21 protein-coding genes are annotated in these 26,587 nt (G+C 43.7%); 7 read left to right on the top strand and 14 right to left on the bottom strand.

Going from position 1 to position 26,587, the window contains the following annotated elements:
• Window positions 1–20 precede the first annotated feature (20 nt).
• The gene (locus QT397_22980; GenBank protein WNZ55679.1) at window positions 21–329 is read right to left on the bottom strand and encodes a hypothetical protein; all 309 of its coding nucleotides are present in this window, start codon (window positions 327–329) and stop codon (window positions 21–23) included.
• Window positions 330–776: 447 nt separating this feature from the next.
• Between QT397_22980 and QT397_22975 the strand changes: the two genes are divergently transcribed.
• Window positions 777–1,769 carry a hypothetical protein gene (locus QT397_22975; protein ID WNZ55678.1) on the top strand — a complete coding sequence of 331 codons (993 nt, stop codon included), beginning with the start codon at window positions 777–779 and terminating at the stop codon, window positions 1,767–1,769.
• 373 nt (window positions 1,770–2,142) lie between these two features.
• Here QT397_22975 and QT397_22970 read toward each other — a convergent pair whose 3' ends face one another.
• Window positions 2,143–3,267, bottom strand: coding sequence for an alkene reductase (locus QT397_22970; GenBank protein WNZ55677.1), 1,125 nt, complete (start codon window positions 3,265–3,267; stop codon window positions 2,143–2,145).
• A 179-nt stretch (window positions 3,268–3,446) separates the two neighbouring features.
• Here QT397_22970 and QT397_22965 point away from each other — a divergent pair, with 179 nt between their 5' ends.
• The gene (locus tag QT397_22965; protein ID WNZ55676.1) at window positions 3,447–4,349 is read left to right on the top strand and encodes a LysR family transcriptional regulator; all 903 of its coding nucleotides are present in this window, start codon (window positions 3,447–3,449) and stop codon (window positions 4,347–4,349) included.
• Window positions 4,350–4,516: 167 nt separating this feature from the next.
• Here the strand turns inward: QT397_22965 and QT397_22960 are convergent, their stop codons facing one another.
• Together QT397_22960 and QT397_22955 are read right to left on the bottom strand one after the other, a co-directional pair.
• Window positions 4,517–5,335 carry a hypothetical protein gene (locus QT397_22960; GenBank protein WNZ55675.1) on the bottom strand — a complete coding sequence of 273 codons (819 nt, stop codon included), beginning with the start codon at window positions 5,333–5,335 and terminating at the stop codon, window positions 4,517–4,519.
• Between the two features lie 293 nt (window positions 5,336–5,628).
• Window positions 5,629–7,794 (bottom strand): winged helix-turn-helix domain-containing protein, encoded by a 2,166-nt coding sequence (locus QT397_22955; GenBank protein WNZ55674.1) that lies wholly within the window; start codon window positions 7,792–7,794, stop codon window positions 5,629–5,631.
• A 220-nt stretch (window positions 7,795–8,014) separates the two neighbouring features.
• Here QT397_22955 and QT397_22950 point away from each other — a divergent pair, with 220 nt between their 5' ends.
• The 3 genes from QT397_22950 (at window position 8,015) to QT397_22940 (ending at window position 11,137) form a co-directional block, all read left to right on the top strand.
• Complete coding sequence (locus QT397_22950) at window positions 8,015–8,866, top strand: alpha/beta hydrolase-fold protein (GenBank protein WNZ55673.1); 852 nt, start codon at window positions 8,015–8,017, stop codon at window positions 8,864–8,866.
• 148 nt (window positions 8,867–9,014) lie between these two features.
• Window positions 9,015–10,109: a serine hydrolase gene (locus QT397_22945; protein WNZ55672.1), complete on the top strand. Its 1,095-nt coding sequence runs from the start codon at window positions 9,015–9,017 to the stop codon at window positions 10,107–10,109.
• A 272-nt stretch (window positions 10,110–10,381) separates the two neighbouring features.
• Window positions 10,382–11,137 (top strand): hypothetical protein, encoded by a 756-nt coding sequence (locus tag QT397_22940; GenBank protein ID WNZ55671.1) that lies wholly within the window; start codon window positions 10,382–10,384, stop codon window positions 11,135–11,137.
• 23 nt (window positions 11,138–11,160) lie between these two features.
• Here QT397_22940 and csrA read toward each other — a convergent pair whose 3' ends face one another.
• Entirely contained in the window at window positions 11,161–11,349 is a 189-nt protein-coding gene (gene csrA, locus QT397_22935; GenBank protein WNZ55670.1) for a carbon storage regulator CsrA, read from the bottom strand.
• A 651-nt stretch (window positions 11,350–12,000) separates the two neighbouring features.
• On the opposite strand from csrA, the gene QT397_22930 reads away from it, so the two are divergent.
• Window positions 12,001–12,465, top strand: coding sequence for a hypothetical protein (locus QT397_22930; GenBank protein ID WNZ55669.1), 465 nt, complete (start codon window positions 12,001–12,003; stop codon window positions 12,463–12,465).
• Between the two features lie 69 nt (window positions 12,466–12,534).
• Here the strand turns inward: QT397_22930 and QT397_22925 are convergent, their stop codons facing one another.
• The 7 genes from QT397_22925 to QT397_22895 form a co-directional block, all read right to left on the bottom strand.
• Window positions 12,535–12,855, bottom strand: a complete 321-nt coding sequence (locus tag QT397_22925) for a hypothetical protein (protein ID WNZ55668.1) — start codon at window positions 12,853–12,855, stop codon at window positions 12,535–12,537.
• A gap of 181 nt (window positions 12,856–13,036) precedes the next feature.
• A complete protein-coding gene (locus QT397_22920; GenBank protein ID WNZ55667.1) occupies window positions 13,037–13,330 on the bottom strand; it encodes a hypothetical protein in 294 nt (97 codons plus the stop codon).
• An 18-nt stretch (window positions 13,331–13,348) separates the two neighbouring features.
• Window positions 13,349–14,338, bottom strand: coding sequence for a restriction endonuclease (locus tag QT397_22915; GenBank protein ID WNZ55666.1), 990 nt, complete (start codon window positions 14,336–14,338; stop codon window positions 13,349–13,351).
• An 860-nt stretch (window positions 14,339–15,198) separates the two neighbouring features.
• Window positions 15,199–16,044, bottom strand: coding sequence for a pirin family protein (locus QT397_22910; protein WNZ55665.1), 846 nt, complete (start codon window positions 16,042–16,044; stop codon window positions 15,199–15,201).
• Window positions 16,045–16,755: 711 nt separating this feature from the next.
• Window positions 16,756–17,979: an MFS transporter gene (locus tag QT397_22905; protein ID WNZ55664.1), complete on the bottom strand. Its 1,224-nt coding sequence runs from the start codon at window positions 17,977–17,979 to the stop codon at window positions 16,756–16,758.
• 56 nt (window positions 17,980–18,035) lie between these two features.
• Entirely contained in the window at window positions 18,036–19,868 is a 1,833-nt protein-coding gene (locus QT397_22900; GenBank protein ID WNZ55663.1) for an amidohydrolase, read from the bottom strand.
• A gap of 82 nt (window positions 19,869–19,950) precedes the next feature.
• Window positions 19,951–20,925, bottom strand: a complete 975-nt coding sequence (locus QT397_22895) for an MBL fold metallo-hydrolase (GenBank protein WNZ55662.1) — start codon at window positions 20,923–20,925, stop codon at window positions 19,951–19,953.
• Window positions 20,926–21,035: 110 nt separating this feature from the next.
• Here QT397_22895 and QT397_22890 point away from each other — a divergent pair, with 110 nt between their 5' ends.
• A complete protein-coding gene (locus QT397_22890; protein WNZ55661.1) occupies window positions 21,036–21,503 on the top strand; it encodes a LysR family transcriptional regulator in 468 nt (155 codons plus the stop codon).
• An 896-nt stretch (window positions 21,504–22,399) separates the two neighbouring features.
• Here the strand turns inward: QT397_22890 and QT397_22885 are convergent.
• Window positions 22,400–24,961, bottom strand: a complete 2,562-nt coding sequence (locus QT397_22885; GenBank protein ID WNZ55660.1) for a hypothetical protein — start codon at window positions 24,959–24,961, stop codon at window positions 22,400–22,402.
• 748 nt (window positions 24,962–25,709) lie between these two features.
• Window positions 25,710–26,162 (bottom strand): nucleoside deaminase, encoded by a 453-nt coding sequence (locus QT397_22880; GenBank protein ID WNZ55659.1) that lies wholly within the window; start codon window positions 26,160–26,162, stop codon window positions 25,710–25,712.
• Window positions 26,163–26,587 lie beyond the last annotated feature (425 nt).

The following is a 26,587-nucleotide window of genomic DNA, read 5'->3' as shown; positions in this document are numbered from 1 at the left end:
AAAGTCAGCAGTCTGGTGCTTTAAGCGTTCTTAGTGACTACCACTTTTGCAGCGCACTGTACGCTCTTGCTAGCTTCCTCTCCAGTAATTTCAGAAGATTCAGTCAAAATTTGTGAGACGGTAAGTTCAGAGGCAGAAATCACCTCCATCATTTCCTTCTTGCAGTTGGTGATGTTGATTGCATTAGAGGCAGTCGGATCGTAGCTGATTTTGTGAGAAAAGTCTCTCTCTTCTTCACCATTACGGCTTCTCTTGATGCTTTGGAACGCCTCTTTACCCGCATCTACAGTGTCCCCGATAACGTTGCCGGGCTGAACCTCGAGTTTCATACAAGAAGTGGTAGCAAGGGCTAGTGTAATAATGCTCAAGAGATTCTTCATTTCTTTTTGGGCTCTGGAAATTGTAGTTTTCTTTAAAACAGTACAGTGTACTTGGTTAAGGTATTTTACATGAGGAATAACAACGAGTCCTACAAGTGGCCTTTATAACAATAAGAGTAAGTGGTTGCCTGCCTGTTTAATGGTCTTTTTGGTTGAAAAACAGTCTATCAATTGAATTATTGCCGCTGAAAATACCTCTCTGATTGAGGTTGATAGTTTTCAAAAGTGTTAACTGCAGGATATCAGCTACTTTTTCCATACGCTGGATTTTGAATAATAATACAGGTTAAGTTATATCGTGTTGATATATGGGCTAATATTTTGAACTATGTGTTTTTATTAGTATCTGATGATCTCTGAAATATAAATATACTAAAAATAAATGGCACCATTGTTATGTTTCGACTTTTATTCTTAGCTTTAGTAATTTCCGCTCTGTCTTGTTCTGTTCTTGCTGAGATGCCAGTTGTCAATGGAGTGAAAAATTGGCATTCGGTTAAATTTAAAAATGAGCTGTTACTAAATTTACACCTCTATTTATATGAATTAGCGAGAGATAAAGATTTACATAATGATTTAAAAGAGGGGGGAACTCTTTCTGTTGAGGAGCAAGAGATTTTTGACCTTGTAATTGGCGAGTATAGGAAATATGGCGCTGGCAAAAACATACATATCATCAGGTCTAATTCTGAGATTTCAGATTTAACTGCGCTCTTGTTATCACATCACGCCGTTAAGCAAGGTTCTGTGGAAAATATTCTATATACATATATAAATAACCTCACAACTATTTATAAAGCCAAGTTGTGGCCGGTTCATGAAGCGAGAAATCTTAATTGGTACCAGAATTTGAAAAGTAAACTTGATGTTTATGGAGATAGGGTTTCTAGTAGCTTGGAAAAGCTATTTGATGAAAAGCTGGTTCTTGATGAGCATACGGTAAATATTGTTTACAAACCTGGAATGCGCCAGGGCGCTACCACTTCTGGGAGAAGCTTTCAAACGATTATTAATAGTACCTATTCAGAATATACTGACTGGTATGCGTTTGAGATGTTTTTCCATGAAATTTCTCATGCTAATGGAGTAGGTCGAAATAGTAAGTTGCAGCGAGTCATTAATAAAGAATTTAGTCGGTTGGGGCTGGACAATCATAAAGGAATTTGGCATCCGATACAGTTCTATACCGTTGGAGAAATAGTTAAGAAAGTGATATTCGAGGATGACTCTGAGTATGTACCTTATGCCGAAATACGTGGCCTGTATAGCGGGCACTGGGACTACAAAGTACTTCTTGATAAGTATTGGAAGCCTTACTTGGATGGAAAAGTTTCTATGGAGGTTGCGATAAGTAATATTGCGGTAGCTTTATCAAAGAAGGCTGCTTGATCTTATACTAATATAAATAAGTAGTAATATTGATGGTTTCACGGTGCCTCAAGATACTTGTAAACTTGAGGCTTATTAAATTCTCGGGTTTTACCTTTTACCTAAGGGTAGTTCGGTCTACTCATCGTCCTGATGATATAAATCTATTTTTTTAGGGTGATGAGTGTTTGCATAAGATAAAGGTATAGCTTTAAAGCTTAAAAATATTACCCCTTATAAGTAGCCAGGAAAAAGAACCCCAGAGAATAGAGCTCTCTGAGGTTACCTATTCCTAATCAATAAGTTCATTAGCCTTGTGACTAGCGCCCATAGGGCTTTAGAAATACTACTTACAGCTAGCAATTCATAATGAACGAGCCCAACCTACACCAGATCACGGCTGGTAGAGAGGGTAGTCCGTATATCCTACTTCGGTACCGCCATACATAGTGCTTGGATCAACCTGATTGAGTGGCCATTCATTGCGAATACGCGTGGGAAGATCCGGGTTGGCAATAAAAGGTCGGCCAAAGCCAAAGATATCTCCATTACCTGCGTCAAGTACTCGCAAAGCTTTTTCGGGGGAATACTTTCCTGCATACATGATGCGTCCGCCAAAGATTTCACGTACTTCTCGATAGAAATTCTCAGGCAAATCCGGTGCGTTATCCCAATCCGCCTCGGCCAGTGACAGATAGGCAATACCAGCTTCGTTTAGCAGCTTGATAGCCTCGATATAAGTCTTGTGGGGATCACTCTCTACCAACCCAAGGTAGACTCTGTCCTCATCGGTACTTTCGAAAAGCGGTGCAAACCGAACACCGAGCCGTTCGCTGCCGACTTCTTCTGATACCGCTGCAACAATTTCTTTAAGGAAACGCAGACGATTTTTTAAACTACCACCATACTCATCATCGCGATGATTGGTATGTTCTGAAATAAACTGGTTCACAAGGTATCCGTTTGCACAGTGTAGCTCAACACCGTCGAAGCCGGCTTCCATGGCGTTGCGCGCGGCCTGGGCATAAAGTTGAACCAGTTCTTTAACTTCCTCTGTTGTCAGCGCACGAGGCTCACTGGGTTCAGCCAGGGCGCCTTGTCCTGGGCCTGTCTCGATAAAGACCTTAACAGCGTCTGCGCGGATAGCAGATGGCGCGATGGGTGCTGCATTGCCAGGCTGTAGTGAAGTGTGGGATACACGCCCAACATGCCAGAGCTGGGCAAAGATGATACCGCCTTGATCGTGCACGGCTTTGGTCACTTTTTTCCAGCCTTCGATCTGTTCCTTGGAATAGATTCCAGGTGTCCAAGCGTAGCCCTGGCCCCTGGGTTCGATTTGCGTGCCCTCTGTAACCATAAACCCAGCACCAGCACGCTGTGAGTAATAGTTAGCCATCAAGTCATTGGCAATATTTCCAGGCTGGCTACTGCGTGATCGGGTCAGGGGTGGCAGAACAATACGGTTTTTCAGGGTGTAAGGGCCCAGGTTGATCTCACTGAATAGTGACTCGTTTTTCATAATGACCTTCCTGTTAAAAACTGACTGCAGTGAGTGTTTGAAAAGACACAGGTAAAAAGCAGCGGTGATAAGGGCAACTGAATAGCCCCAGCCAGTTTTGGCTGTGCCTTGTGATGGTGGGAATACTAGAGGTGCAAGGATACAATTTGAAACAACTACTCTTTGTCTTGGTTACAAATATGAATGGTATAAGCCGCTTGGACCTAAAACAGCTACGTATACTGGAAGCACTGCTTCAAGAGAGAAACCTATCCCGGGTAGCTGAAAAGGTGGGGTTAACCCAGCAAGCGATAAGCGAACAGTTGCGTAAGCTGAGAGAAGTGTTTGATGACCGGCTGTTTATCCGGCAAGGCAACGGTATGGTGCCCACCCCTGTTGCTGAGCAGCTGGGAGGCAGGATCAGTATTATTTTGAAGGATGTAGAGTCACTGCTAACTCCAATAGCGTTTGATCCGGCAACTTATAAAGGGATTTTTAGTATTAGTGCCACGGATTACGCGATTCAATCGGTACTACCCCAGCTATTAGAGGTTGTCCGTAAATCTGCTCCGGAACTTAAAGTTATCGTCAGGGACTTTGAAACAGATAATCTCAATCAATTAATGGTGGCCGGTGAGATCGACTTAGCGCTCACCTTTCCTGATTTTATTCCGGATGATCTGCCATACAAACTGTTATTTGAGGAGCAGCATGTCTGTATAGCGGGAAAAAAGTCTCCGCTGAAGGGTAGGTCATTAACGTTGGCAGACGTGGCCGAGATTCCGCAATTGATTATTTCACCGTCACGGGCAAACCTCAAAGGATCACACGATGAGTGGTTTGCGATGCAGGGGCTAAAACGCAATATTGTTATGTCGATACCCAGCTTTTCCGCCGCCCCAGATATTATTGCCGCGACAGACACCATTGCATTCTACCCTTCAAGATTACTGCCCAACAAAAAAGTTGTCCCCCTTAAGTTGGACACGCAAACACCAAAATTTGAAGTTATTGCAGCATGGCATAGCCGATCTAACCATAGCCAGCTTCATATGTGGATGGTTGAACAGCTGATGAGATTATTTAAGAGTGAAACCTTTTAATAAGTGGTGATATTCTGGAATCTTCGACTCCAGAAAAAGGTGTCGATTTCTCGGCCCAGTGAGCAGCCCTACGGGGTGGAGAGCTGCTCACTGTGATAGTAGACAAAGCCCTGACTCTCAGTTGGCTCCAGCAGGTCTTCTACAGCTATGCGTAGGACTAGCTACTCTCAAACAGAATTATCTGATTCCTTAAGCTCTGTCTGACTCTTTTGGGTCTTCTTTTTTTGGCCAATCAAGCTGCGGCGTTTGAACCAGAAAATTATTGCACCTAATGGGAATCCTGCGGTAAGAGTTAGTGGAGCATGCTCACTTGCAGATACCGCTCCGCCACCAAAAAGCTGAAAGCTGAAGAGCTTTATATGGTAAGCCCCAGTAGTCCAGTTAAGCTTGATAGCTCCGACACTAAATAGAATGAATAGTATCCATAACCATTTTCGCTTCTGAACCGGTGTTCTAATGCAGGTAACCAGGGTTACAAGGATAAAAACTGGGAAAATGATAGCCATCGTTAGTACTAAATAATGACCAAGCGGTTTATTCGATAACGAGAAACGATTTAGTTCTTTTTGTGAGTCAGGTGTGTTGTAAACACTGAATCCGGCAATAGAAATTTTTCCTTCGGTGCGTATCATGTATGCACTGGCCAGAGCCCAACCATCTTCAAAGTGATATTCGAAGGTGAAGCTCCCCTCCCAATTATCATTGATAACCTTCACCTGTGAACCGATAAGTTCAGTGGAGAGTAGCTTGCCAGAGGGAAGATAACCGTGCATCTCCTCAAGTTTTTCTGGGGAAATAGTACCAGCAACTTCAGTATCTATAAGGCTCATTACATAGTCAAAATCTCTCTGCATAAACCGGTCCAGATAATTCTGGGCAAAATTTGCCTCTTTTTGAGGCGCCAGGCTATTTTCTGAAATGTCAGCGTTAGCTGCGGTGGTAAAAATTAGAGCTGTGAAAGCTAATAAGTTGAAAAGTAGTTTCAAATCTAAATCCAGTCTATTTTCTAGTATCTAGTGCATATTATTTTGTAAATAAAAGCAATGACTTTAAGGTTTTGTGTTGGGTTGTAATTGTACTGTCAGTGCCCTAATTTATCTATGTAGTAATGTTAGAAGCTTTATATCTGTATTTCAGTGTGCTCAAAATTAATAAAAGTTAAGGTTAAGAAGGCCCATTAAATTTACTGAATTGAAACGATTCAATCGGTAATAAATCACTTGAGTATGCTAAAAGAGGCTGCTTTTATCTATATATCAAGAGCGTATAAGTAATAGAGCTATTCTCTTAAAAAAAGCTCAGCAACTTCTTTTTTAGCGGCAACAACATAGGTAATCATTAGGTTTTCCTGATTAATATCAGTTATATAATCGATATCTCTATGCACTGCTCTCAAAATAGAAAAGTTACCGGTGTCGAGGTCGTAGGACCATAACTGATCATCTCGATTGATTGAGTAAATCACATTCCCTTTGATTACAAACCTTTTCTCACTGCCTTGATGAACCAGCTCTTCGATTAGCTGATCTTCTGCAGGGCCGGGCTGCCAGAAGCGGTTCATATGATCCATATAGATCAGCTGGCCATCTTCGCTTCGTTGGGCCCAGTTAACTTGGGTATCGTTGATAATGCTTACTTCAAGATTATCCAAGTTTACTTCCGCAAACTTTGTAACGCCTTTAACCGTTAAAGTTAACAGCGCGAGGTTACTCACACTATCCCACTGGAATAGTCGGTCAACTGGATGCGCTAGTGAGAAGTCTCCTCTGCTACCGCCCAGGGAGATTTTAGTAAGTATCTGATTGGCACTCGCTAGTATGCTTTGGCCGTCGGTAGACCAGCTAATGCCGTAGATATTGGTATCCATTGGAAACTGGCTGACTTGCCGTAAATCGCTGCCATCAGTTATCCACACCTGATCTTCACCAGAGCGCCTGGATGTAAATGCAATCAAGTTGCCATTGGGTTGGAAAATGCCATCATCTTCTCCCAAAATCGACCGTGTTGTGCTTGGGTAGAGTTCGCTGACATCTTCGTCCGAAGGTGTATCGATTGACTCAGGTTGGTTAAGCGGTATTGATGCAATGTCACTATCGTATCGGCCCTTAATCAGAAGTGCCCTCTGCCCATTTGGGTGGAATTCCGGCGAGCTGGCAGACTGATCCAGGGGTAAATCAAGCTTACTGACCTTTCCATCATAAGTGAGAGAGAAGAGTCGCCGCCCTGTGCTAAAGATTAACTCATCTGTAAGCGGTGAAAAGTTAGGGGATATGGTCCTGCGCTGGGGGATTTCATCCGGATAGTCTATCGGGTGGCTGGATAAAAGCGCCCCCTTGGAATCCAGTATATCTATATAAAGCTGGCCATCTTGATGATGGCTGGTTACGGCTATTAACCCTTCACTTATTGAGTAATCAAAATAGGCCAGGTTTCCATTCTCCAGGTCATAAAGAACCCGACTGGCATTATCCCTGACTGAATAGTTGATCAACCGCCAACGGTCAGTCTCTTTGTGCAAAATAGCGAGATCATTATTATTTAGCCATACCGGGTTCTTAATCGCGGAATTTCTACAGCGCATTAATACATTTGGCTGCTGTGGGCTGGCTAATGCCTTTTGAAAATCCAGGCTTACCAGGTTGTAACAAGTATTTTGGGTTAGCGGTATGGTGCAGTCTTCTTCAGAAATAAATACCAGTTTCTTGCCATCCGGTGATAGTGTATGGCGGCCATAAGTACCCCATTCTGGAGTTAATTCCGTCTCCTTCTGGGTATGTATATTCCTGGCCCAGATTTTATTAACGCAGAGCTTATCTAAGTAACGATTAAATATAATATATTCACCGTCAGGCGAATAAGAGGGGCTAAACTCTTTACGGTCAGTTGCAGTTACCGCCTGTAATCGATCAAATACAAGCTGAGAGCTTTGCTCGGGCGGAGAGTGTTTAAATATAACAAATACTAATAATACCAACCCGACAAGTGCAAAGATTGGAAATCGATTTGGTTTGATCGTCTGGGTTTGGTGGTTTGGATTAACCGGTGTTATATCTTTTTCATGCTCAGGGGGAGTAGGGGAGGGAGCTTCCTCTTCCGGTGCTGTCTTACCCTGTGGAATAGAATCACCATCTTGCCAAACAATATCGCATTCCAGGCTATAACCCTGTTTCGCATGGGTCCTAATATAAGACTGCTGCTTCCGATCTTCCCCAAAGGCTTTTCTAAGTTGCGCAATACTTCTTTGCAGCGTATTGGGTGTGACTATTGTATCCGGCCAGACCTCAGACAGTAGCTCATCCTGGCTCACGACTTTTCGCTGATGTCTTGCTAAGTGGGTTAAGACAGCAAGGGCTTTAGGGGGGACAGTTTGCGAGTGCTCATGTCGGGTGATCTGGTTTCTGGATAAATCAACAAAGAAGTCACCCACCCAATATTGTGAAGCCATTGATGTATCTACCTGAACAAAATATGAGCTAAATTTTGGCAATGGATACTAGCATAAACCCTGATTACAGCTAAAGCAGACTTTGTAAGCTTTTGATAAATAAGCACTTTATAGTAACAGAACAAAGTCATTCAAAAGTCAGGAGCACTTCAGGTGTTTCATAGGCTCCTTGTTTAGATTGAACGCTTCTTCGATCACATGTAACGGTATAAATACTGATATGAAAAAGCGTTTACTAGTCGCCTTTCTCCTGTTGCTACCTATCGCTGCCCTTGAAGCAGGTGAGCATAAAGCCCTGGAGTTATCCACAATCCAAGTGATACCCATTCAGGACTCCGGCAATAACAGGGAATACGAGCTGTATATCAAGCTGCCTGAGAAATATGAGGAGAGTGACACCAAAAAGCATCCGGTCATTTATTATACAGATGCTTTGTGGGCGGTTGAAATACTATCGGCCACCACAGAGTATGCACTGGAAGATGCAATTTTGGTGGGCATTGGCTGGCGGAAAGGTATGCCAGCTGATGAAAATGAATGGTCGAGTCGATATCGGGACTTTAAACCAGCACTACCCTTAGATGATAAAGCTAACGATAAAGAATCCTTTAAAGGAGAGGCCCATCAGCATCTCGCCTTTATCAGAAATGACGTTATAAAGTATATCGAAAGCAATTACCGCGCGAATCCAGATAATCGGACATATTTCGGTTACTCATTTGGTGGTCTCTTTGGAGTCTATGCCTTAATAAGTCAACCGGATACTTTTCAGAACTACATTATCGGCAGTCCATCAAGATTGATAGGCACTTATATGGATTCTCGTCTTGAATTAGAGCCTAACAAACCATTGATAGAACTACCAAAACAAACCAATGTATTTATTGCCTACGGCGCTTTAGAAGAGGAGCTGGGTGCGACGGTAGAAAGGTTTGTTAGTGAGTTAAAGAGCCAAAAGCTGGCTAACTTATCCATAGAACCAGTGGTTATTGAATCGGCTAATCACACAACGGCGTTTCCAAAGACTTCAGTACGCAGTATTTATTGGCTTGCGGATAAAGTGAAACACTAATCAATATTATATCGATCCATATTAATAATATCGTTAAAAATTAAATACAGGATATAAAATGCTAATCAAGAAGCTAATCACAATCGGGTTAACGTACGGGATATGTACTACTGTAAGCGCAGGAGACCTACAAGCACCAGAAGTCAATATGGCCGACTATAGTAGCGACCTCACAGGCCTGGAGAGATCAATTCCCAAGCTTAAAAAAGCATTTATTGATACAGCCCCAGCGGATAGAAAAGACGGTATTCCTGTTGGTGAAATCGATACCATCAAAGAGAGCTTGGAAAAACTGGCACAGGAAATAGCAGACAACCAACATACACCCTACGATAGCCTACTAATTGCTCAAAATAACAAACTGGTATTTGAATCCTACTACTCCCTTGGTCGTGTTAATTTTCCGCACCCACAAGCCTCTGCCAGCAAGGCCTATACAGCCCTGGCGATTGGGCGGGCGATACAGTTGGGCTATTTAACCATGGAAGACTTAGACAAGCCCGTCACTTCCCTCCTGAAAGGGCTGGATAGGACGAAGCTTGTTAAAGGCGCAGATCTTGTGACATTGAGCCATGCCATGAGTATGCAATCTGGAATTCGTATTGATGAAAAAAAACGGGATGCCTTACTGGAAAATCCAGAGCATTTGACAGGAAAAAAGCTGGCCCAAATCTATTTAAGCCATAGCAAACCGATAACCTCAGAATCGCAAACCTACTTATACCAAGGCTCAGACCCAATGATTGTAATGTTGGTGCTGGATGCTGTGGTTCCCGGTTCCGCGAGCGACTTTATTAAAGAAGAGCTGCTAGAGAAGATGGGGATCGACAACTATCACTGGAAGGAAGCCGTCAGTGGCGTGCCCCAGGCAGGGTCAAGGGCCATGATGACATCTCGCAGTATGGTTAAGTGGGGCACCTTGGTACTCAATAAAGGCAGATGGAATGGCGATCAGTTAATCCCTGAAGCGTTTATTGCTAAGGCCACTGGAAAAGTGGCTGTTCCCACAGATGATGAGTTTGACTATACCAATTTTTCGTTCGGCTACTTCTTCTGGCGAACGCCTCTGAAGGTTGGCAACAAGAAATATATCGCAAAGTTTGGCTGGGGCGGTGGTGGCCAGTATGTCATGGCTATTGAAGACCTTGATTTGGTAATTGCCGTCACCGGCCACAGAGATGATGACAAAACCCTGGGCTTGATAGAGCAACGTATTTTGCCGGCTTTTGCTTTATCAATTTAACCTCAAGCGGCTTAAGAAAATGATTTACCGAGGATAGTCGAAAAGCAGTTGTGGGCTCATTGCCTGGTTTTTATAGCCACTTCCTTGAGGTGGCTTTATTTCAGATCGATGATCCTGCCCAGCGACAACGGACACACCACTAAGCGACTGCTTGTTGGTATATAGGTACTTCTTAGATTGCCAAGATAAGTTTCTAGAATCCTCAACTACGGCCTTGTAATATTGCTAACCACTGCCTTTAAAGCCACATTCTAGTTTTACTGGGTTAACTTATGAAGTCACTGTCTCCAGCGTTACAGGCCGCTATTGAGAATGCCTACGATACCTTCGCTCGGTACCCGCGTTCCGCACATGTCAGTGGTTGTCCATGCTGTATCTCAGAGGAAGACCATAAAGCGCTAAATAGTGCACCTCTGGGCGAACTTACCAGCAGTGATCTTGAGAGATATACCAATAAAGCTATGACCACCTGGGGTGGGGTCGAAGATTTCAAGCATTTCCTACCCAGGATTCTTGAGCTTATTGCCACTGATACGCCATTAACGAGCTATAGCGAGATCATCGCCGGCAAACTTGTATATGCAGACTGGAATATGTGGCTAGAGCCTGAGCGAAGGGCCGTGACTCTATTTTTAAACGCATGGTGGCAGTCGGAACGCTGGGATGCCGGTAATGTAGAAACCTGCTTGGCCACACTTGCCTGTGCAGGATGCGATATTTCCAAGGAGCTTAGGGAGTGGTGGGAAGATGATTCTCCTGATTCCCGGCAATGCATCATCGAATTTTTAGCAAGCCAGGTAGATGTACTGACCCAGGGTGAGTCACCCTCACCCTTTTGGAGCGAAGAGGGCACCAAGACTTTGAAAACTTGGTTTCACAAAGTTGTACAGGTGCCCGTATTACTTTCGCTCGCCTTGGAGCATCCCACCGACTCTGAGTATGAATTATATGCAATAGCATCCATGCGTCTCGGGAGCAGCGTTGCTGATACTTGGTTTGAAGAGTACCAAGCCCGCTATCTTATTTAGAAATGATGAGAAGTATCCGTTGCTCAATCATTTCCATCGTCCACTTTCTGTTCCTTTCGGATACGCCTATAAACTTCCTCACGGTGAACCGGTAAGGATTTGGGAGCGATTATACCTACCCGCACCTGATTACCTTTAACTTCTAATATCGTGATTGAGACGTTTTCCCCAATCCTGAGGTTCTCGCCAGTACGGCGGTTTAAAATCAACATATTGGTTTCCTAATGAGACGCAAAGCATTGGCAAACCTCCCGCAACGGGAAGGCCAGGAAAGTAAGAACGGTTGCAGGTATTAGGAGGGGCGCGAGAACGGTAGGCGTAAAAGAAGAAAAGGCGGGCGCTAGACTCCCAGTGCTTGGGGAATCGCCTCAGGTTACTGAATTTGCAACCTTTTATTGAAGACGAGCGGGTTTCTAGCGTACCATTCATGGAGCCACTTTGATAACTATGGTATCAATTTGGTTAGCTGGCCCCGGGTGTTGCCGCACCCTGGGTCAGCGCCTTTTACTTACTCTTACGTCACGCTACCGTTCTCCTTTGAGAATGGGTCTTTTATATAACTCTTGATGTTCTTGTTTTATCTTGGGCTGCTGGCTTGTCGAAGCCGGTTTGATCACGGCCCAAAATATTGATAAATATCTTTCGATTCTACGCAGCTTTGACGCTGAAGAAAACTTAATAAAATCCAATAAGATTATTTGTGCGCCTATATTTTATTGGTTGTCTGGTTCTATATCTCACAGGTGATTGGTATATTGGTCTGTAGATTTTTTCTAGTTGATGTGATTTGTATTTTTAACTTGCTAGAATTTCTTGCCTCTTTGATGAGGTGGGGCGGTTTTATCAAAAGAGCTGAAAGGTGGATGATGAAGAGTGGAATTTTAATATTGCTGCTAGCCTCTTTTTCTATGATTGCGCAGGCAGGAGTTCCTGACGTATTAAAAGCGGATAAAGCAGATTTTATGTATTCTCTACCGGAAACATTTGGTGATACGAAACTGTCTTTCCATGTGTCCAGCAACCAGCTTGCAGGTTTGACTGTTGCTTACAAGGACCATAATGTGCGTGCCCAAAAAGAATTACTTAAGGGTATATCTTCGCCTTCATGGGACTCTCTTACTGTGGCTTATGAAGATGTAGACGGTGATGAGGTTATTCAACACTTTTCCTTCTGTTTTTATGAAGAGTCAAAGTTAGGCACTGGTAAGCAGCCGAGATTTATTGTCTATTATGTCTATGAAGAAAAAATAGATAGAAGAATTATTGATGATTTTAGTTCACTGATGGCGGGAAACTGTTGGCCAGTTTTATTGAGCCGCCGAGAATAATAGCGCTAGAGAAACGGATAGATGAAAGGCCGGTAATAGCTGGCATTGGACTCGATGGTGAAAACAACTTTAAGTGCTGTTAGTCTTATTGGATTCTTCAACCCATTGTTGGTTAAAGCCTGCTCTTTTGGTATAGCCGATGAAAATATTCATTAGCTTTTCCATGCAATCCTCAAGGTCGACATCAATATCTGGTTGTCCATCGTTTTGATAATCTTTAGCTGCCTGATCTGCCATTTGCCAGAAAAACTGAGTCAGTAGTTTAGTTTCTTCAGCTGAAGTGATATCTCTCTTGCCAAGTAGAATGTCTTCGGCCAGTTGGTTTTTTAGCTTGTGGGAGTAGTGAATTGCTATATCTTTGATGGCAAGTTCATGTTCGTTAAATTTCATCACTATGTGTAAGCCTCGATATATATTCTACTTTTTAAAGAGTTTTCGAGGTGTAGAGGAAGTTGAGAATTTTCGCTAGGCATTATGTCAGAAGGCTTAGGTAGGGTGATGTTAGTATTTTCAGAGACCATAAAAGTTTTAAAAGCAGCTTTTCATTATTATATGGTTCTAATGTTGAAGTTTAGGCATTATCAATTTCATCATCCCACTGCTGCTCATAACCCTTTTCGAAAAGGTATCCGCCAAAGCTGTTGTACAGCTTTTCTAGCCAAGATTCAGAGCTGGCCTCGCAAGGTAGCTCTGGCTCTTGTGCGGATTTCTCAACCATGGCCCAGAAGAACTTACTGAGATGAGTGGCTTCTTCTGAAGTGGTTACATATCCACGTTCTAAAATATCCATTGCCACTGAATCTTGCAGTAATTCAGCAAAAAACAGGGCAACGGTTTTCTCTTCTGGATAGCGATATTCGATCACGGTACTAGCCCGCCTGTCTTAATCCACCGGCCAGTAAATACGCACCAGAGGCATTAGTGCCCTGCCTTCCAAATCGAAGCTTTCATAATGGCTGACGATAAGATCGGCCAGGTCATCGAGATCCACTAGGGTGAGGGGGAAGGTGGAGCGGTCGGCTTCGTAGCGGGCTTCGCGGGTGAAGCCGCCGGTGCTGACGAACAGGCCAGAATCCCCTTCCCGCAGGGCGCCGATAAAGCCGCGTATGGCGGGGGCGCCCATGGAGCCATCGCGATGTTTCACTTCGGCTTTAATGCGAGGCTGGGTAAGGCCCAGGCCGTCCGGTGAGGCGATCACATCCACACCGCGATCAGGGCCCTTGGGGGATACCTTGGCCTTAAAGCCCATCGCGCGCAGTATCGCCGCAACCAGCTCTTCCATTTCTTCGGGCAGTAGTGCGGCGATCTTGTCTTTGATTAACTCATGGCTCTGGGCCACGGTTTCGTCTTTGAGCTGTGCGCTATCAGTTTCTGCGGCCTCGTCTTCCTGCGGCGCTAGCGTACGGCCTTCGAATATGGTTAGGAAGGCATCAATGGTTTCCTGGCTTAGGGAGAAGAGGGTGAGGGTTGAGCCGAGGGAGTTCTTGGCTTTTTGTGGCAGCTGGTCGCGGCTGACTTTACCGAGCCATTCCACCTTACGCAGGTTGGCGTAGTCGCCGATAATATCCGGTTGGTAGAGATACTCCCCTTTATCGACGCCCAACAGGTAGTTCCGTGTCTCCGGGTTGTAGCTCACAATATAATCGCCAGCGGCAATCTGATCGCGAAACTTCAGGATCATGGCTAGGGCGTTGGCGGTAGCCGAGGGTTTATCATTACCGTAAATCTTGATGTATTCATCCCGCAAGCGCTCGGTGCTTGAATACTGGCTTAGGTCTCCCAGCTGTGACCAACCCACTGCGGCAAAGCCTTTCTCGAAGTCTTCACTGTAAATACCACCGCGCCCGGCGCGGATCATCCATGCGTTGGTCATACTTCGATTTCCCTATTTTCCAGTTCATTTAATCAATTAGTCGATACATTGTAACCCTTACATGGTTTGCGCAAGGAGTGGTGGTCCTGAGTAGCATTCAATGAAACTTGGTGTAGGTGTGTCAAGACCGGAGATCAAAAATAAGTCGCCACAAACCAGGCAACTCTTAAGTTAATGAGTTACCGACCTTTAAATGGCTTATTACCAGAACCAACTCCAGGTAACTTGAAGGTCAATGCAATCTGCTACCTGAATTAAACTTTATTCAATATTCTCTTTTAGTTACTTTCATTCTAATGAGTGACACTAGCCTATAGGAAAGCTAAAGGTTTGAAAACTTGGCGCTAGACAGAAAGCTTGTAACTCTAACTATTTTATAACAATTGGCTTTAAGTAGTGGTTGAAACTCCCGTATACGATAAGTGGATCATCTTGCTGCTCCATCAATAACACATTTGATAACCTCCCCCTGGTTTGCTCTTGGCCTACTATACCGGCAGGGGGGCTTGTAGGTTATATTGATGTTGTGGCATTAGAGCCCCTTATAATAAAGGTGATTATTTTCTACGTGGGTCTTGCGGTTTTTATTTTGTGAACTCAGAAAATAGTGGCACGCATAATCGCTACGGGACAGACTAATTTGTGGTCTTAAGAAATATTGTATGAAAGGCTCGAATACTGGGTTACGAATTCTATCCATACTCATTTATGCCATACTCAAATCTGATCGAACTATTTCAGTACATCCTGATTACCTTTAGGAATCCATTTCTAGATTTTATAGTACCTTTGAAAAAGTACCATCGGTTTCAATATTTCCAAGTTATAGTGCCCTTGGTCAGTAGAATCACATGATAATTCTAAAACGTGTTATTATTAAAATCATAAAATGCTTGAAAAAGCTCTTCCTTTGTATTCATTACGAAAGGGCCGCCCCTAACTACCGGCTCATTTAGAGGTTTCCCCGCAACCAGTATGAAGCGGCTACCTTTACCACCGGCTTCGATTAAAACTTTACTTCCTTTTGTTAAAATGCCTAGTTGACGCTCAACCAGCTTTGACTTCTTTGATCCCGTATTTAGAGAACCTTCAATTACATAAATAAATGCATTATGTGTTTCTTCTAGATTCTGTACAAATTTATGGTCTTGCGCCAAGGTTACATCAATATAGGTGGGGTAAACGTATCTATTTTCCACAACACCTTTTGTGCCAAAATTAGTTGTCCCTGCAATGACTTTGATGTTTTGGCCTTTTGTAGTTGCTTCAGACGAAATTTGACTTTCTTCAAACTCCTGGTAGTCAGGATCAATCATTTTCTTATCTTTAGGCAAATTAACCCATAGTTGAAGGCCCCTTAACAATCCATCTTTTTGCTCAGGCATTTCCGAATGTATGACACCTTTACCTGCAGTCATCCATTGCACGCCATTTGGCTCTATAATGCCCTCATTTCCCATATTGTCTTTATGTCTAATTTTTCCATTTATCATGTAAGTTACAGTTTCAAAACCTCTATGCGGATGGTTGGGAAAGCCTCCAATATATTCATTGGGGTTGTCGCTTTCGAATGAATCCAATAGAAGAAAGGGGTCCAGCATTTCCAGGTTTTGTGTCCCAATCAAGCGAGTTAACTTTACTCCGGCTCCATCAGAACCCTGTTCACCAGATGTTGAGAACTTTAATTCTCTAATACCTTTTAACATAGTAAATTCCTTGAATTAATCGGTTTCGTTGTTGATGGGTAGGATCAAAGGCTTCATCAGATTGATTGTGTCTATTCATGCTCCACTTTTAAATTTCAAAGGGAGACTATTGACGAACATAGTTCAGATAAAGACCCATGTGGGGAAGTTTAAAGCCATATCGGCAGTAGTAAAATATGAATATATAGATGTATTCGTTCGATTTGTTAGAATTGTCAGAGGAAGCTGGCTGGGTTAAGTGGATTCCAGTCATTGTTAGATATGTTGATACAAAAATAATAGAGTGGAATATTATATTTTCAGGTGGTGTTAAAATGAGGTGCCGGGTTACAGTGTCGTATCTGTTTTATTGTTCCAATAAGTGGGCTTATATTAGTTTTTAGTTGTCTTTCTGGGAGGGCTAAATTAGATAACAGTTAGGAAACTAATATGTATTGGACTCAACTATTCTTGTGAAAAATACTATAGCGAGTTGCTTGTCTTTAGGTTTTTTTGCAGTTGTGTATTAGAGTTTAATGGTGTTTATAAGTGTTTTGTCTCGATCGGGATTAAAAGCTTATACCCCTTCCATGGGTGCTTTCTGTACCTTTGAGAATAGCTATTATGGGTTTACTTTTTTCAAGCTTAATGACAGTTGATTTTTCAAGGCTATAGTGGGAGCTCCTTATTGGTATCATAAGTTATTAAAATAAGAGTTTTAGGTCTACTCTGCTAGGGGATATTCAAGGCCTCCTGGTCTGCAGGGCCTACAAGCTGATTTCTTACAAATACTGTTGCGACGAGCAAAAAACATGAAGCAATTAGCAGCGTATTTGATATTCCTGCGTAGGAAGCTATTTTTCCCCAGAGCATACCTCCTATAGCCATAGCGCCCATATATGTTGCCATAAAAAATGACATTCCTCTTGCCCTTATCCAATTTGGTAGCATTTCCTGAGTAGCCAGAATAAGCGGAGATAAAAAGAGTAACCAGCAAAATCCCGCAGTGAACATTGCTACTAATACATGGATATAGCTGGTTAGAAATGACAGTAATAACATGGATGTAGCATAGCCAATAGATGCGATACATAGTAAATTATCTACTTTAAAGATTGTGCGGAGCTTATTGGTGAAAAACACAGCACTTACCGCACCGAGCCCTAAAAATGACATTAATAAACTGTATGCTTTTGGATCGTCTGTATATAATTGAGATGAAAAAGTGGGGAGTAACGCCCATAGAGTACTAGCAAAAATAAAAAACGACAACGCTCGAACCAGTGCGTGTTGAAGTTTTGATTCTCGCTTTATGTATTTCAGGCTATTTTTTATTGCTGATACGAAATTCTCACTATGTTGATTTGTTGCGCCGTTTCTATTCGGTGTCCAATAGCTAAGAGCCATTATTACAAATAAGAAAGAAATAGCGTTTAAAGCGAAAAGTACCTCCAGGTTAAAATAGATCAAAAGTACTCCGCCGAGTATTGGACCAATCACTCTTGCCAGATTAATTCCCATGCTATTTAGGGCTATGGATTGGGGTAAGTCTGCTTTGATTACTATTAGTGGTGTTATAGAAGACCAGACTGGGACCATTAATGCAGTTCCGATACCAATTAAAAAGGTTAACGTCAGTAACGATAAAATAGATGTCGATCCGGTTGCTGTAAGAAGGCATAATATGGAGGTAAGCAGGAACATCCATATTTGTAATATTATTAAATATCTTTTCTTGTCGACAATATCTGCGAAGGCACCAGCTGGAATCGCAAGAAATAGTGTGGGTAAGGATGCTGCAGATTGAACCATAGCGATCCAAAATGGTGATGAGGTTAGTGAAATCATTAGCCAATTTGCACCAATCTCATGAATCCATGTTCCTGTATTTGAGATTAATGTTGCAGTCCAAATGATCAAAAACAGTTTATTTTTGAATGGGGCAAGGGAAGTCAAGGCTTAACTCTCTTTATAAAGGCCACTACTTAAGGTGGCCTTTCTGTGGAAGCTATTTATGGCCAGTAGCTGCCATAGAATTTTACAGGTGACCAACTAGGCAGAAGGGGCTCTAGTTTTGGTGATAAAGACTGATAATCCCCATCTCCATATACAACCTCTCCATCTACAACAGTTAGTACAGATCTGATTGACTTGATTTCTTCCAGGGGGACTTCCATGTAATCTTTCGACAAAATTGCAAAATCTGCTAATTGACCTTTAGACAACCTTCCTTTGATATGCTCTTCTCCTGAGAACCAGGCACTGCCAACTGTATAAAGTCTGAGCGCTTCTTCTCGCGTTAAAAGATTTGATGACTCATAGAGCTTGCGGCCACTGACGGTTTCACCGGTGACTAAATAATGTAGGCCTAGCCAAGGGTTAAAGGTTGAGCCCCGTGTGGCATCAGTACCCATACCAATAGGGATACCTTTATCGACAAGCATTCTCAATGGAGGTGTAGCTTTTGCCTTTTCAGCTCCATACCGTTCAGAAAAGTCATCACCAAGGAATACCATACGACTTTGAATGGCAACGCCGCCACCAAGTGACTTTATACGCTCTATATTATTCAGGCCTATCGTTTCGGCATGTTCAATCGACCATCGAAGTCCGCGAAGCGGTTTATAGCTATTTACGTCTTCAATAACGTCTAAAATCCTGGTAATTGATTCATCATAGGTTGCATGAATCCTAAATGGCCATCTACGCTCTACCAGTAACTCAATAATTGGTGTTAGATCTTTTTCCATATCGGCATCCAACACTGGTCTGTCGGATCTAAAATTTTCAAAGTCTCCAGCTTTCCATAGTAGATACTCACCTCCTCCATCAATTTCAAAGCCGTGCTCTTTAGTACTGTCGGTGTTTGTCCCCGCTTTATTTCCCCTTGTCCAATTGTGGTAGTCTTCCAGCTCTTTCCCTGGATTCTGTGTAAATAAATAGAAGGATGTTCTCAGTGGTAGTTTTCCTTCTGTGGCCAGTTTTTCTGCGACACTATATCCATCGGGATAACCGAACCCGCCACCTCCAGCGTCAATAACAGACGTTAAACCAAATTTTGCCAGTTCGTGAAATAAGTGAATTGTTGAATTTACTTTTACTTCTTCTGAAGTGTCTGGCAGAGCTGCGATCTTGCCGTAAAAAATTCCAGGATGTGGCTGTGCTAGCATTAACCCTGTGGGTGTTCCATGTGAGTCACGTACGAATTTTCCGCCCTTTGGATCTTCCGTATTTCTGTTGATTCCAAGTTTATCCATGCCCACTTGGTTAAGCATTCCAACACTATAGAAATATTGAATATATACTGGGGTGTCGGGAGCTGCCTTATTAATTTCAACAATAGTTGGCAACCGTTTTTCCTTGAATTGCCATGGAGACCAGCCACCTATAATTCTTACCCATTCACCTTTTGGTGTTCTACTTGCTTGCTCAGACAACATGTTTAAAGCTGTCTTTAGATCGGGCACACCGTCCCAACGTAACTCCCTTGTATATGCTAATCCGCTACGCAAGAAGTGTGAATGAGAGTCGATCAAGCCCGGTATAACTCGTCTATTCTTCGCATCAATAACTTCAGTCGTTTCACCTCTGTACTGATGTATTATTTCATCGGTGTCTACATCCAGAATTTTTCCATCTCTAACCGCTATGGCCTGGGCAACTGGCTTATTCTTATCTTGGGTCGTTACCTTTGCATTAATAATGATCATATCCGCATAAACGGCGCTGTCGAAATTTTCTATCATCCCCTCATTTGCGATGGTTGCGTTTTTACATGCAGCCAAAACCGTGGCGGCACCCATTAAGATTAGGCGTTTTCGCCATACATATTTTGAATATGACATACTAGATTTCTTAGATTTGAAAGCGCTCACCTACCTACTCAGGAGGTATAGTAAGCGCTTATGGAGGAATGAGATCAGAGGGTTATTTAACTTTAGAAGAGGAAAGCTCTTTATATGCTGCGGGGACATTCAATCCAGAGTGAACCCACCCGTGAAGGGCATACCCTTGGTATTTTGGCAGTTGAACTTTCTCAACTGTCTCCTCAAGGGATAGTCCTCTTGCAATTGCCTTTTCCACTTTATTTTTAAGTGCAGTCAAGTAATCAATATGCCATTTTATTGCTGAACGGTTTGTAATTGGGCCATGACCAGGGATAACTAGTGTAGATTCATTTATTGCGCCATATACATATTTCATGGTCGCTAATGTTTCTAATAGATGGCCATCAAGCAGCCAAGGTAAGGCAGGTTTGGTAGAGACTACGGGATTACCTGTCCAAAGTATGTTCTCTCCTTTAACGGAGACGAATAGATCGCCGCCAGTTTGAGCAAAACCAAAATCATCTATGTCTACAGTTTTGCCTCCTAAATCAATAGAAATACTTCCGTTTTTGGGGACTAAGATATCGCCGGTTTTGGGTATTACATCCTCAATTCCCCTGCCTTCACCGAAGTTACTAATCATGAACGCAGTATCTTGCTCGAAGTAGTTATCTACATAATCCTTTGCACTTTCATGCTGGATAATAGATACACTGCTTGGAAAAACATAGTTTCCATATGAGTGATCACCGTGATAACTTGTATTAACTAAATACTTGATGGGTTTATCTGTTTCAGCCTTGACCAACGATATCATTTGTTCGGCAAGGCGCTCATTTATCATTGACTCTATCACCAGAACAGAGTTTTCGCCGATAACAAATCCGCCACTTGTTGCAATAGGATAGCCACTGCCAGCTTTTTCAGAGGCATCTGAAGGTATTACAGCATATATGCCATCTGAAACCTTTTGAGATTCAAGGATGATTGTATTGCCATCCCACACGGGCTCTTGGGCAATCGCATTCACAGTAAAAGCTACACCAGCCAGCAGTGTAGTAATGGATTTAAGCATTGTAGACATTTCCGGTAATTATTAAAACGCGAGAAATCCTACATCATGTTTGCTTAGTAGTTACGGCAAAGATAATATGGATCGAATCTATCGATATATGGTGTACTTCCGTGAAAACCACGCTCGAACAGTTAGAAGCTTTGGATGCTTTAAGGAAGGAAGGCTCAGTATCAAAAGCTGCTGATCAACTTGGCAAGAGTCAATCCACAATTAGTTATACGCTACAAGAACTTCAAGATACCCTAGGTTTAACTCTGGTTGAAAAAGATGGAAGGAAAACCAAATTAAATCATGCCGGTTTGCTTTTGAGTGAGCAAGTTGAGGTGTTACTGAGACAACATTATGACATTGAGAATCTAGCTGGCCAGCTAAAACAGGGGGCGGCAGCTACGTTGAGTATTGCAGTAGATACTTCATTTCCAAAGAGTATTCTCGATGCTACTTTAAAATTATTTCACAGCCAGCAAAAAAATGTCCGCTTGTCTATAAAGGAGCAAGCGATGTCTGGAACTAATGCGTTACTTCTTAATAATGCGGTGGATTTATGTATCGGTATGACCCCACCCCCGGTTTCTTAAGCGATAAATTGCTAGATGTTGAATTTATCTTAGTGTGTAGCCCAGAACATAGCTTATCTAACCAAAAAAATGTTTCTTATTATGAACTGAAGAGAGAGACTCAAGTTCTAGTAGCAGACTCCGGGTCGATGGATGTTTCTTTCGGTTGGCTTTCACCAAATGTGAAATGCTCCGTTTCCAACTTGAACGAGGCCTATCGCCTTGTAAAGGGGGGCTTGGTTATGGCAGGTTGCCGGTGCACATGGTTGCCGAGGATGTTCAGTCAAATAAGCTATGTAAAATTGATATGATTCATGGATTTTCCTATACAGTGTCTCTTTATTTAACTGTAGGTAATAAAGCACAGAATAATTCAGTCAAGCTATTTTCAAAAATTTTGTTCGACATCGTAAAAAAGTATCAAATTAAAAGTTGCTGATTTTAATTCGATCTTATAGTCGACCAGAAGACCTTTAGTTGTTCGCATTTAAATGTAAAAGCATTATCAATTATTTACCATCCTTAAATTTAGAATGATTAATAAAGAAGCTATAGATAAATGTGGATTGCTTCCGCAATGTCACTGAGGATAGCGATGATCAAAAACTTTATTATGCGGGGGAGCCTAATCAGTTATCCGGTAGAAAGTGGTAAATTATTGTGTAAATTTAGGCTGATACTCCAACCTGAATAGATAGCTGCTACTGATACGAGTAAACCTTCCTCTTGAGAATGTCTAGGGAGCCTCTGAATAACTCTGCAAGCTCCGAAGGGCTGGCCTTGAAGACTCGCAGAGGCATTACGGAGTTATTCAGAGGCTCCCTAGCAGTCGAGTGCTACCAAATACCAGCCTAGCGGTCGCCAGGTATCGCATGGGTTGCCCGGGCGTGCAATGGCCACCCGAGCAACCGCGCGATTTACTCCGGTACTGCGATAATTAGAAACGACACGTGTGATTCGCTGTTTTCTTGAGTGTGCTTGCTGTTCCCCGAGTCGCCGTCGCCGATCAGTGCGTGTGGATTGTGCAGTATGACCTGCGAGCCTGACGTGGAGTAGGTTTCCGAACCTCCGCCGACTTGCCGGATGTCGTGGTCACTGCTGTCGTAGTGGACGCGATAGCCAGACAGGAACACTGCTGCGTCGCTTATAGGCTGGCCCATCTCAACATACGCGTCATCACTCGTTTTTTGGAGGTTTGTCACGTACTTTGCGATCAGAGGGGGGCTCTTGCTCAGCTCAATGAGATTGCCATCAATCGATGCGATGGCATTGTTGCCCGAGTCATCGTGCATCTGTGCAGTCGATTGGATACCCACTTCGTAGTTATTAGGAACCGCGGTGGTTGCATCGAGCTCAATGGTGCGAACATGGTGTGACTTTGGGGGGTCGCTCGGGTCGTTGTCCTTGTGGTACTCGCACGCCCAGCCTCCAAGGGCAGCATAAGCCTCTGGCTCATCGAGGGGGATGTATGGGCTGGTTGATTCATCGGGGATACCGGTGATGGTTCTCGGTAAGATCACACCGTCTTTGGGGCCGTCGACCACTGCGATGCAGGACAATGTCAATTGGGAGGCTGAGGGGCTTAAACCTTTCTTCTGGCCGTACAAAGTGGCGTCAGGAGTGACGGTGAGGACGGCATTCTTGTTGTGAACCTGGGTGAGTGACAGGCCCAGCGTTTGCGTCTGGTGGTCCGTGCTTCCTTCGTACTTGAAGAACCAGTAGGTGGCGGCAACGATAAAGCTCGTCACTTCTGAGCCGTATCTACTGAAGTCAAACCGGAACCTTCCGCCGTTTTCATCCAGCTGCTGATTGATCTGCATCATCTGAATATTCGGAGGCGCGATTGGGGTGGAATGAAGCTTGATTGGCATATAGGCCCAATCACCACCAACCTGGAGATAAGCGGGCGAATTCGTCTTCTTGACCTGGAAGCCGGGAATCGCGATGTCGACACTCCCTTTCTTCGAACTCAGAATCGAGATGATCAATTGAAGGACCCAGCCAAGCGGTACGAACGCCCACCAGAAGGGGAGCTTCGCTTTTGTTTTCACCTGAATGTTGAGCACATCGTCGTAGGCGTTGAAGCTTATCGTCGCAGAGAGCTTTAGGGTCTGGTAGACCCACAGGGTCATGGCCCCACGCTTCACTCTGATGTCGGCACTGATAACAAGATCGCCGTCGTTGTTGAACGCCGTTTGGAGGTTATTTTCCTTGATTTTGATATGCGCACCCTCAATCACATCCTCGACGTCGGTGTTGAGGTACATTTTTTCGGGGTAGGTATCGGTCACCGTCAGCTGCGAAGAGGTCAGTGGCGTTGCTTCAGCAATCGCCGCGGCCACCGAAGTCAAAATGATGTCGTTGGATACGATGAGTGCCGATGTACAGTTGCTAGGGATAGTCTGTGGTAGAAGCGCGTCTATTGGCTGGCGATTCCCACGGCATATCCCAAGTCCGAACAAGTTTGGGTCGGAGCCGCCATCAAAGGCTGTATACATCACTCCGATGTCCAGGTTCCCGGCGGGTAGGGGAGTGTGTTGAGCAACCGTGTATGTGATGGGCCAATCAAAACTTGAGATGAGTTGGTCGACTGCTCCTTTCACCGCGTCGGTAATGTCGAGGCCCTTGATCGACTTTGAGAGTTGAATATCGCTGAGGTCAAGTTCCATCATGTCCCAGTTGGGCTTTTGGATGGTCGCAGTGACTTGCCCATAGTGGTTGATGCTGGCGCTGGCTTGCATTTTGTTGAGGTCAAGAATGAGCCGGGCGTGACCGGGGCTTTGGCCCTGCGCATCTTCGATGTTGCTTGTGATACCTGGGAACTTGATGAACCCTGTGATGGGCAGGTCGAGCGTCGCCTTTTGGTCTTCGGGATCAATGAAGGCGGGAAAATCAAATGCGAATTCGTAGCGAACCTTGGCGGGGCCCTTGCCGACACTTCCGCTGAAGGACCATTGGCCTGAGTCGCCTTCGAAGAGCTCGCCAATCCAATTGTTGACCGCTCCTTGGGTCGAGGCACTGATCAAGTCCCAGCCTTGCGAAAGGTCTGGGTCTGGCGAGGATTCAACTTCTTGCAGACCTTGCTGCTGTTCAATTTCTTCTTCAATTAAGTCGCTTGGCTCTTCTCGGTCAAACAGGCCGCGCAGCTCCTCGACCAGCTCGGGGTTCGGGTCGCATACCCGCTGAAAGGTCGAAATTGGGTCGAGCGCAAATTGGCGTGCATTGCCTTCAGATTCACCGAGCCACTTGAGCATGCGAGCTTCATGTTGCAATAGGTTGCTCAGGACGGGGTCACGTCGCAGTGGGTCTGTTTGAGATGTTGGCGTGAATTCGAAAGAGAGAGAGGTCGAACTATCTAATTGTGAGGCTTGCTTGCCTAGCAGGCGCTGCAGGTCGTCAGGAGAGAGTGTGAGGGACGCGGTTTGCTTTTTGAGGCGGCGCTGCAGGCTGTCGGGAGAGAGTGTGAGAGTCTCTTCCATGATGATGCTCCGTAATCTTCATTAGTTTGATTTTTTTGAAAAGGCGAGTGGCCGGGTAACACCACGAGCCCTCTTTGATGCGGCAATCGAACATCAGGCCTACTAGAAAATTGCCACCCGCCCTAAGTTACTCTTTAAAAAGGCACCAGCCAACAAAGTCGAAGGCATTATCAGGGAAAATGTTGAAGTCTTTTTTTGATAACATTTTTTGCGCCGTTATTGGGATGTTCTAAATGGAGCCTTTCGGTGAAAAGTTACGGGACTATTGCAGCAGCAAAGGTTTTATCCATTGCTCTTGAGGTTATTGCTACTGGATGAGTATTGTGTGACAGATCAAAAACGTTCCCTTGGATATGAAAAGCGGAGGAAGGAGAGGGCTAAATAACGTGCCAAAAGCTGTTATCAGATTTTGAAGAGCCGGATAAGACTGGGCTTTTTGGTGGGGATGAAAATGCGATGTGGCACGATATTCATGACGGGAAACCCGCACGACTCTGGTCTAAATGATAAAAGAAAAAAGCTAACCCCTATCTGGTAGAAGTTCGCCAATAAACTGAGCTAATGCATGCCGGCTCTGTGTTAGCTGGGTTATCTTTTAATCACGTATTTCTAGCTCGCTCTGTAGCGAGGCTTTGGATAGTGGGGTACTCATAAAATCGAGGGGTTGAATGCTCACTCTCTATGTACAGAAATAATTCTTTTATTGTTTTTGATTTAATTCCACTTTCATTCAATATTTTAATATTTTTTACTCGCCAATATCTTCATGCCAGATATCAGGGTGCTGCTGGATAAATTCATTCATAAGATTAATACAGTCAGAATTATTTAGGATGGTTAGGCTTATGCCTTCAGATCTGAGTAATAGTTCATCTCCCTGAAAGGTTTTGTTTTCACCGATAACAATATTCCTAATGCCGTATAGACGTATGGCTCCGCTGCACATAGGGCAGGGCGAAAGGGTCGTATAAAGCGTGCACTTTTGATACTCGACCGCTCGTAACCTTCCAGTCTTTTCCAATGCGTCCATTTCAGCATGCTTGATAACACTATCCTGTTGGATACGCTGATTGTGGCCTCTGCCGATAATTTCTCCATCACGCACTACTACACAGCCGGTGGGAACACCTCCTGCGGCCAAGCCCTTGCGCGCTTCCTCAATGGCTGCTTGCATAAACGCTTCGTGCTCAGACTTGCTCATGGCAGTCCTTTATTTAAGTTTTTAAGGGTGCTTGAAGTATAGAGTGTAGAGCTTTATTGATATATCACTGACAGCCAAGGTGATGGCAAAGTCTATTATTAATAGATTTGGGTTTTTCACTAGTGCGGCTCTTACCCTAGGTAGTAAATTTAATTCTGGAATTTATCGCTAAGTAGTACCTAAAACGTGAAAGAATTACCCGAAAAGATTTTGCGTGAGGACGTGGGGGGCTTGGAGTCGAGCACTGGCAAGTGATAGAAAAGGCTAACCTAGCGGCTGGCCTTTTTCGCTTTAGAGGAGATGTTAACGGTTGAAAATATTTTTTTATTTTTTGGTAAATATTAATTAAAAATTTCGTGCATTTGATAGCCCGTTAATGAGTCTACCCAATAGAGCAAACTACGGGAGTTGGGGACTATTTTTGT

This window comes from Microbulbifer sp. MKSA007, from assembly GCA_032615215.1.
Classification (GTDB): domain Bacteria; phylum Pseudomonadota; class Gammaproteobacteria; order Pseudomonadales; family Cellvibrionaceae; genus Microbulbifer.
This window is presented reverse-complemented; position numbering and strand designations above follow the sequence as displayed.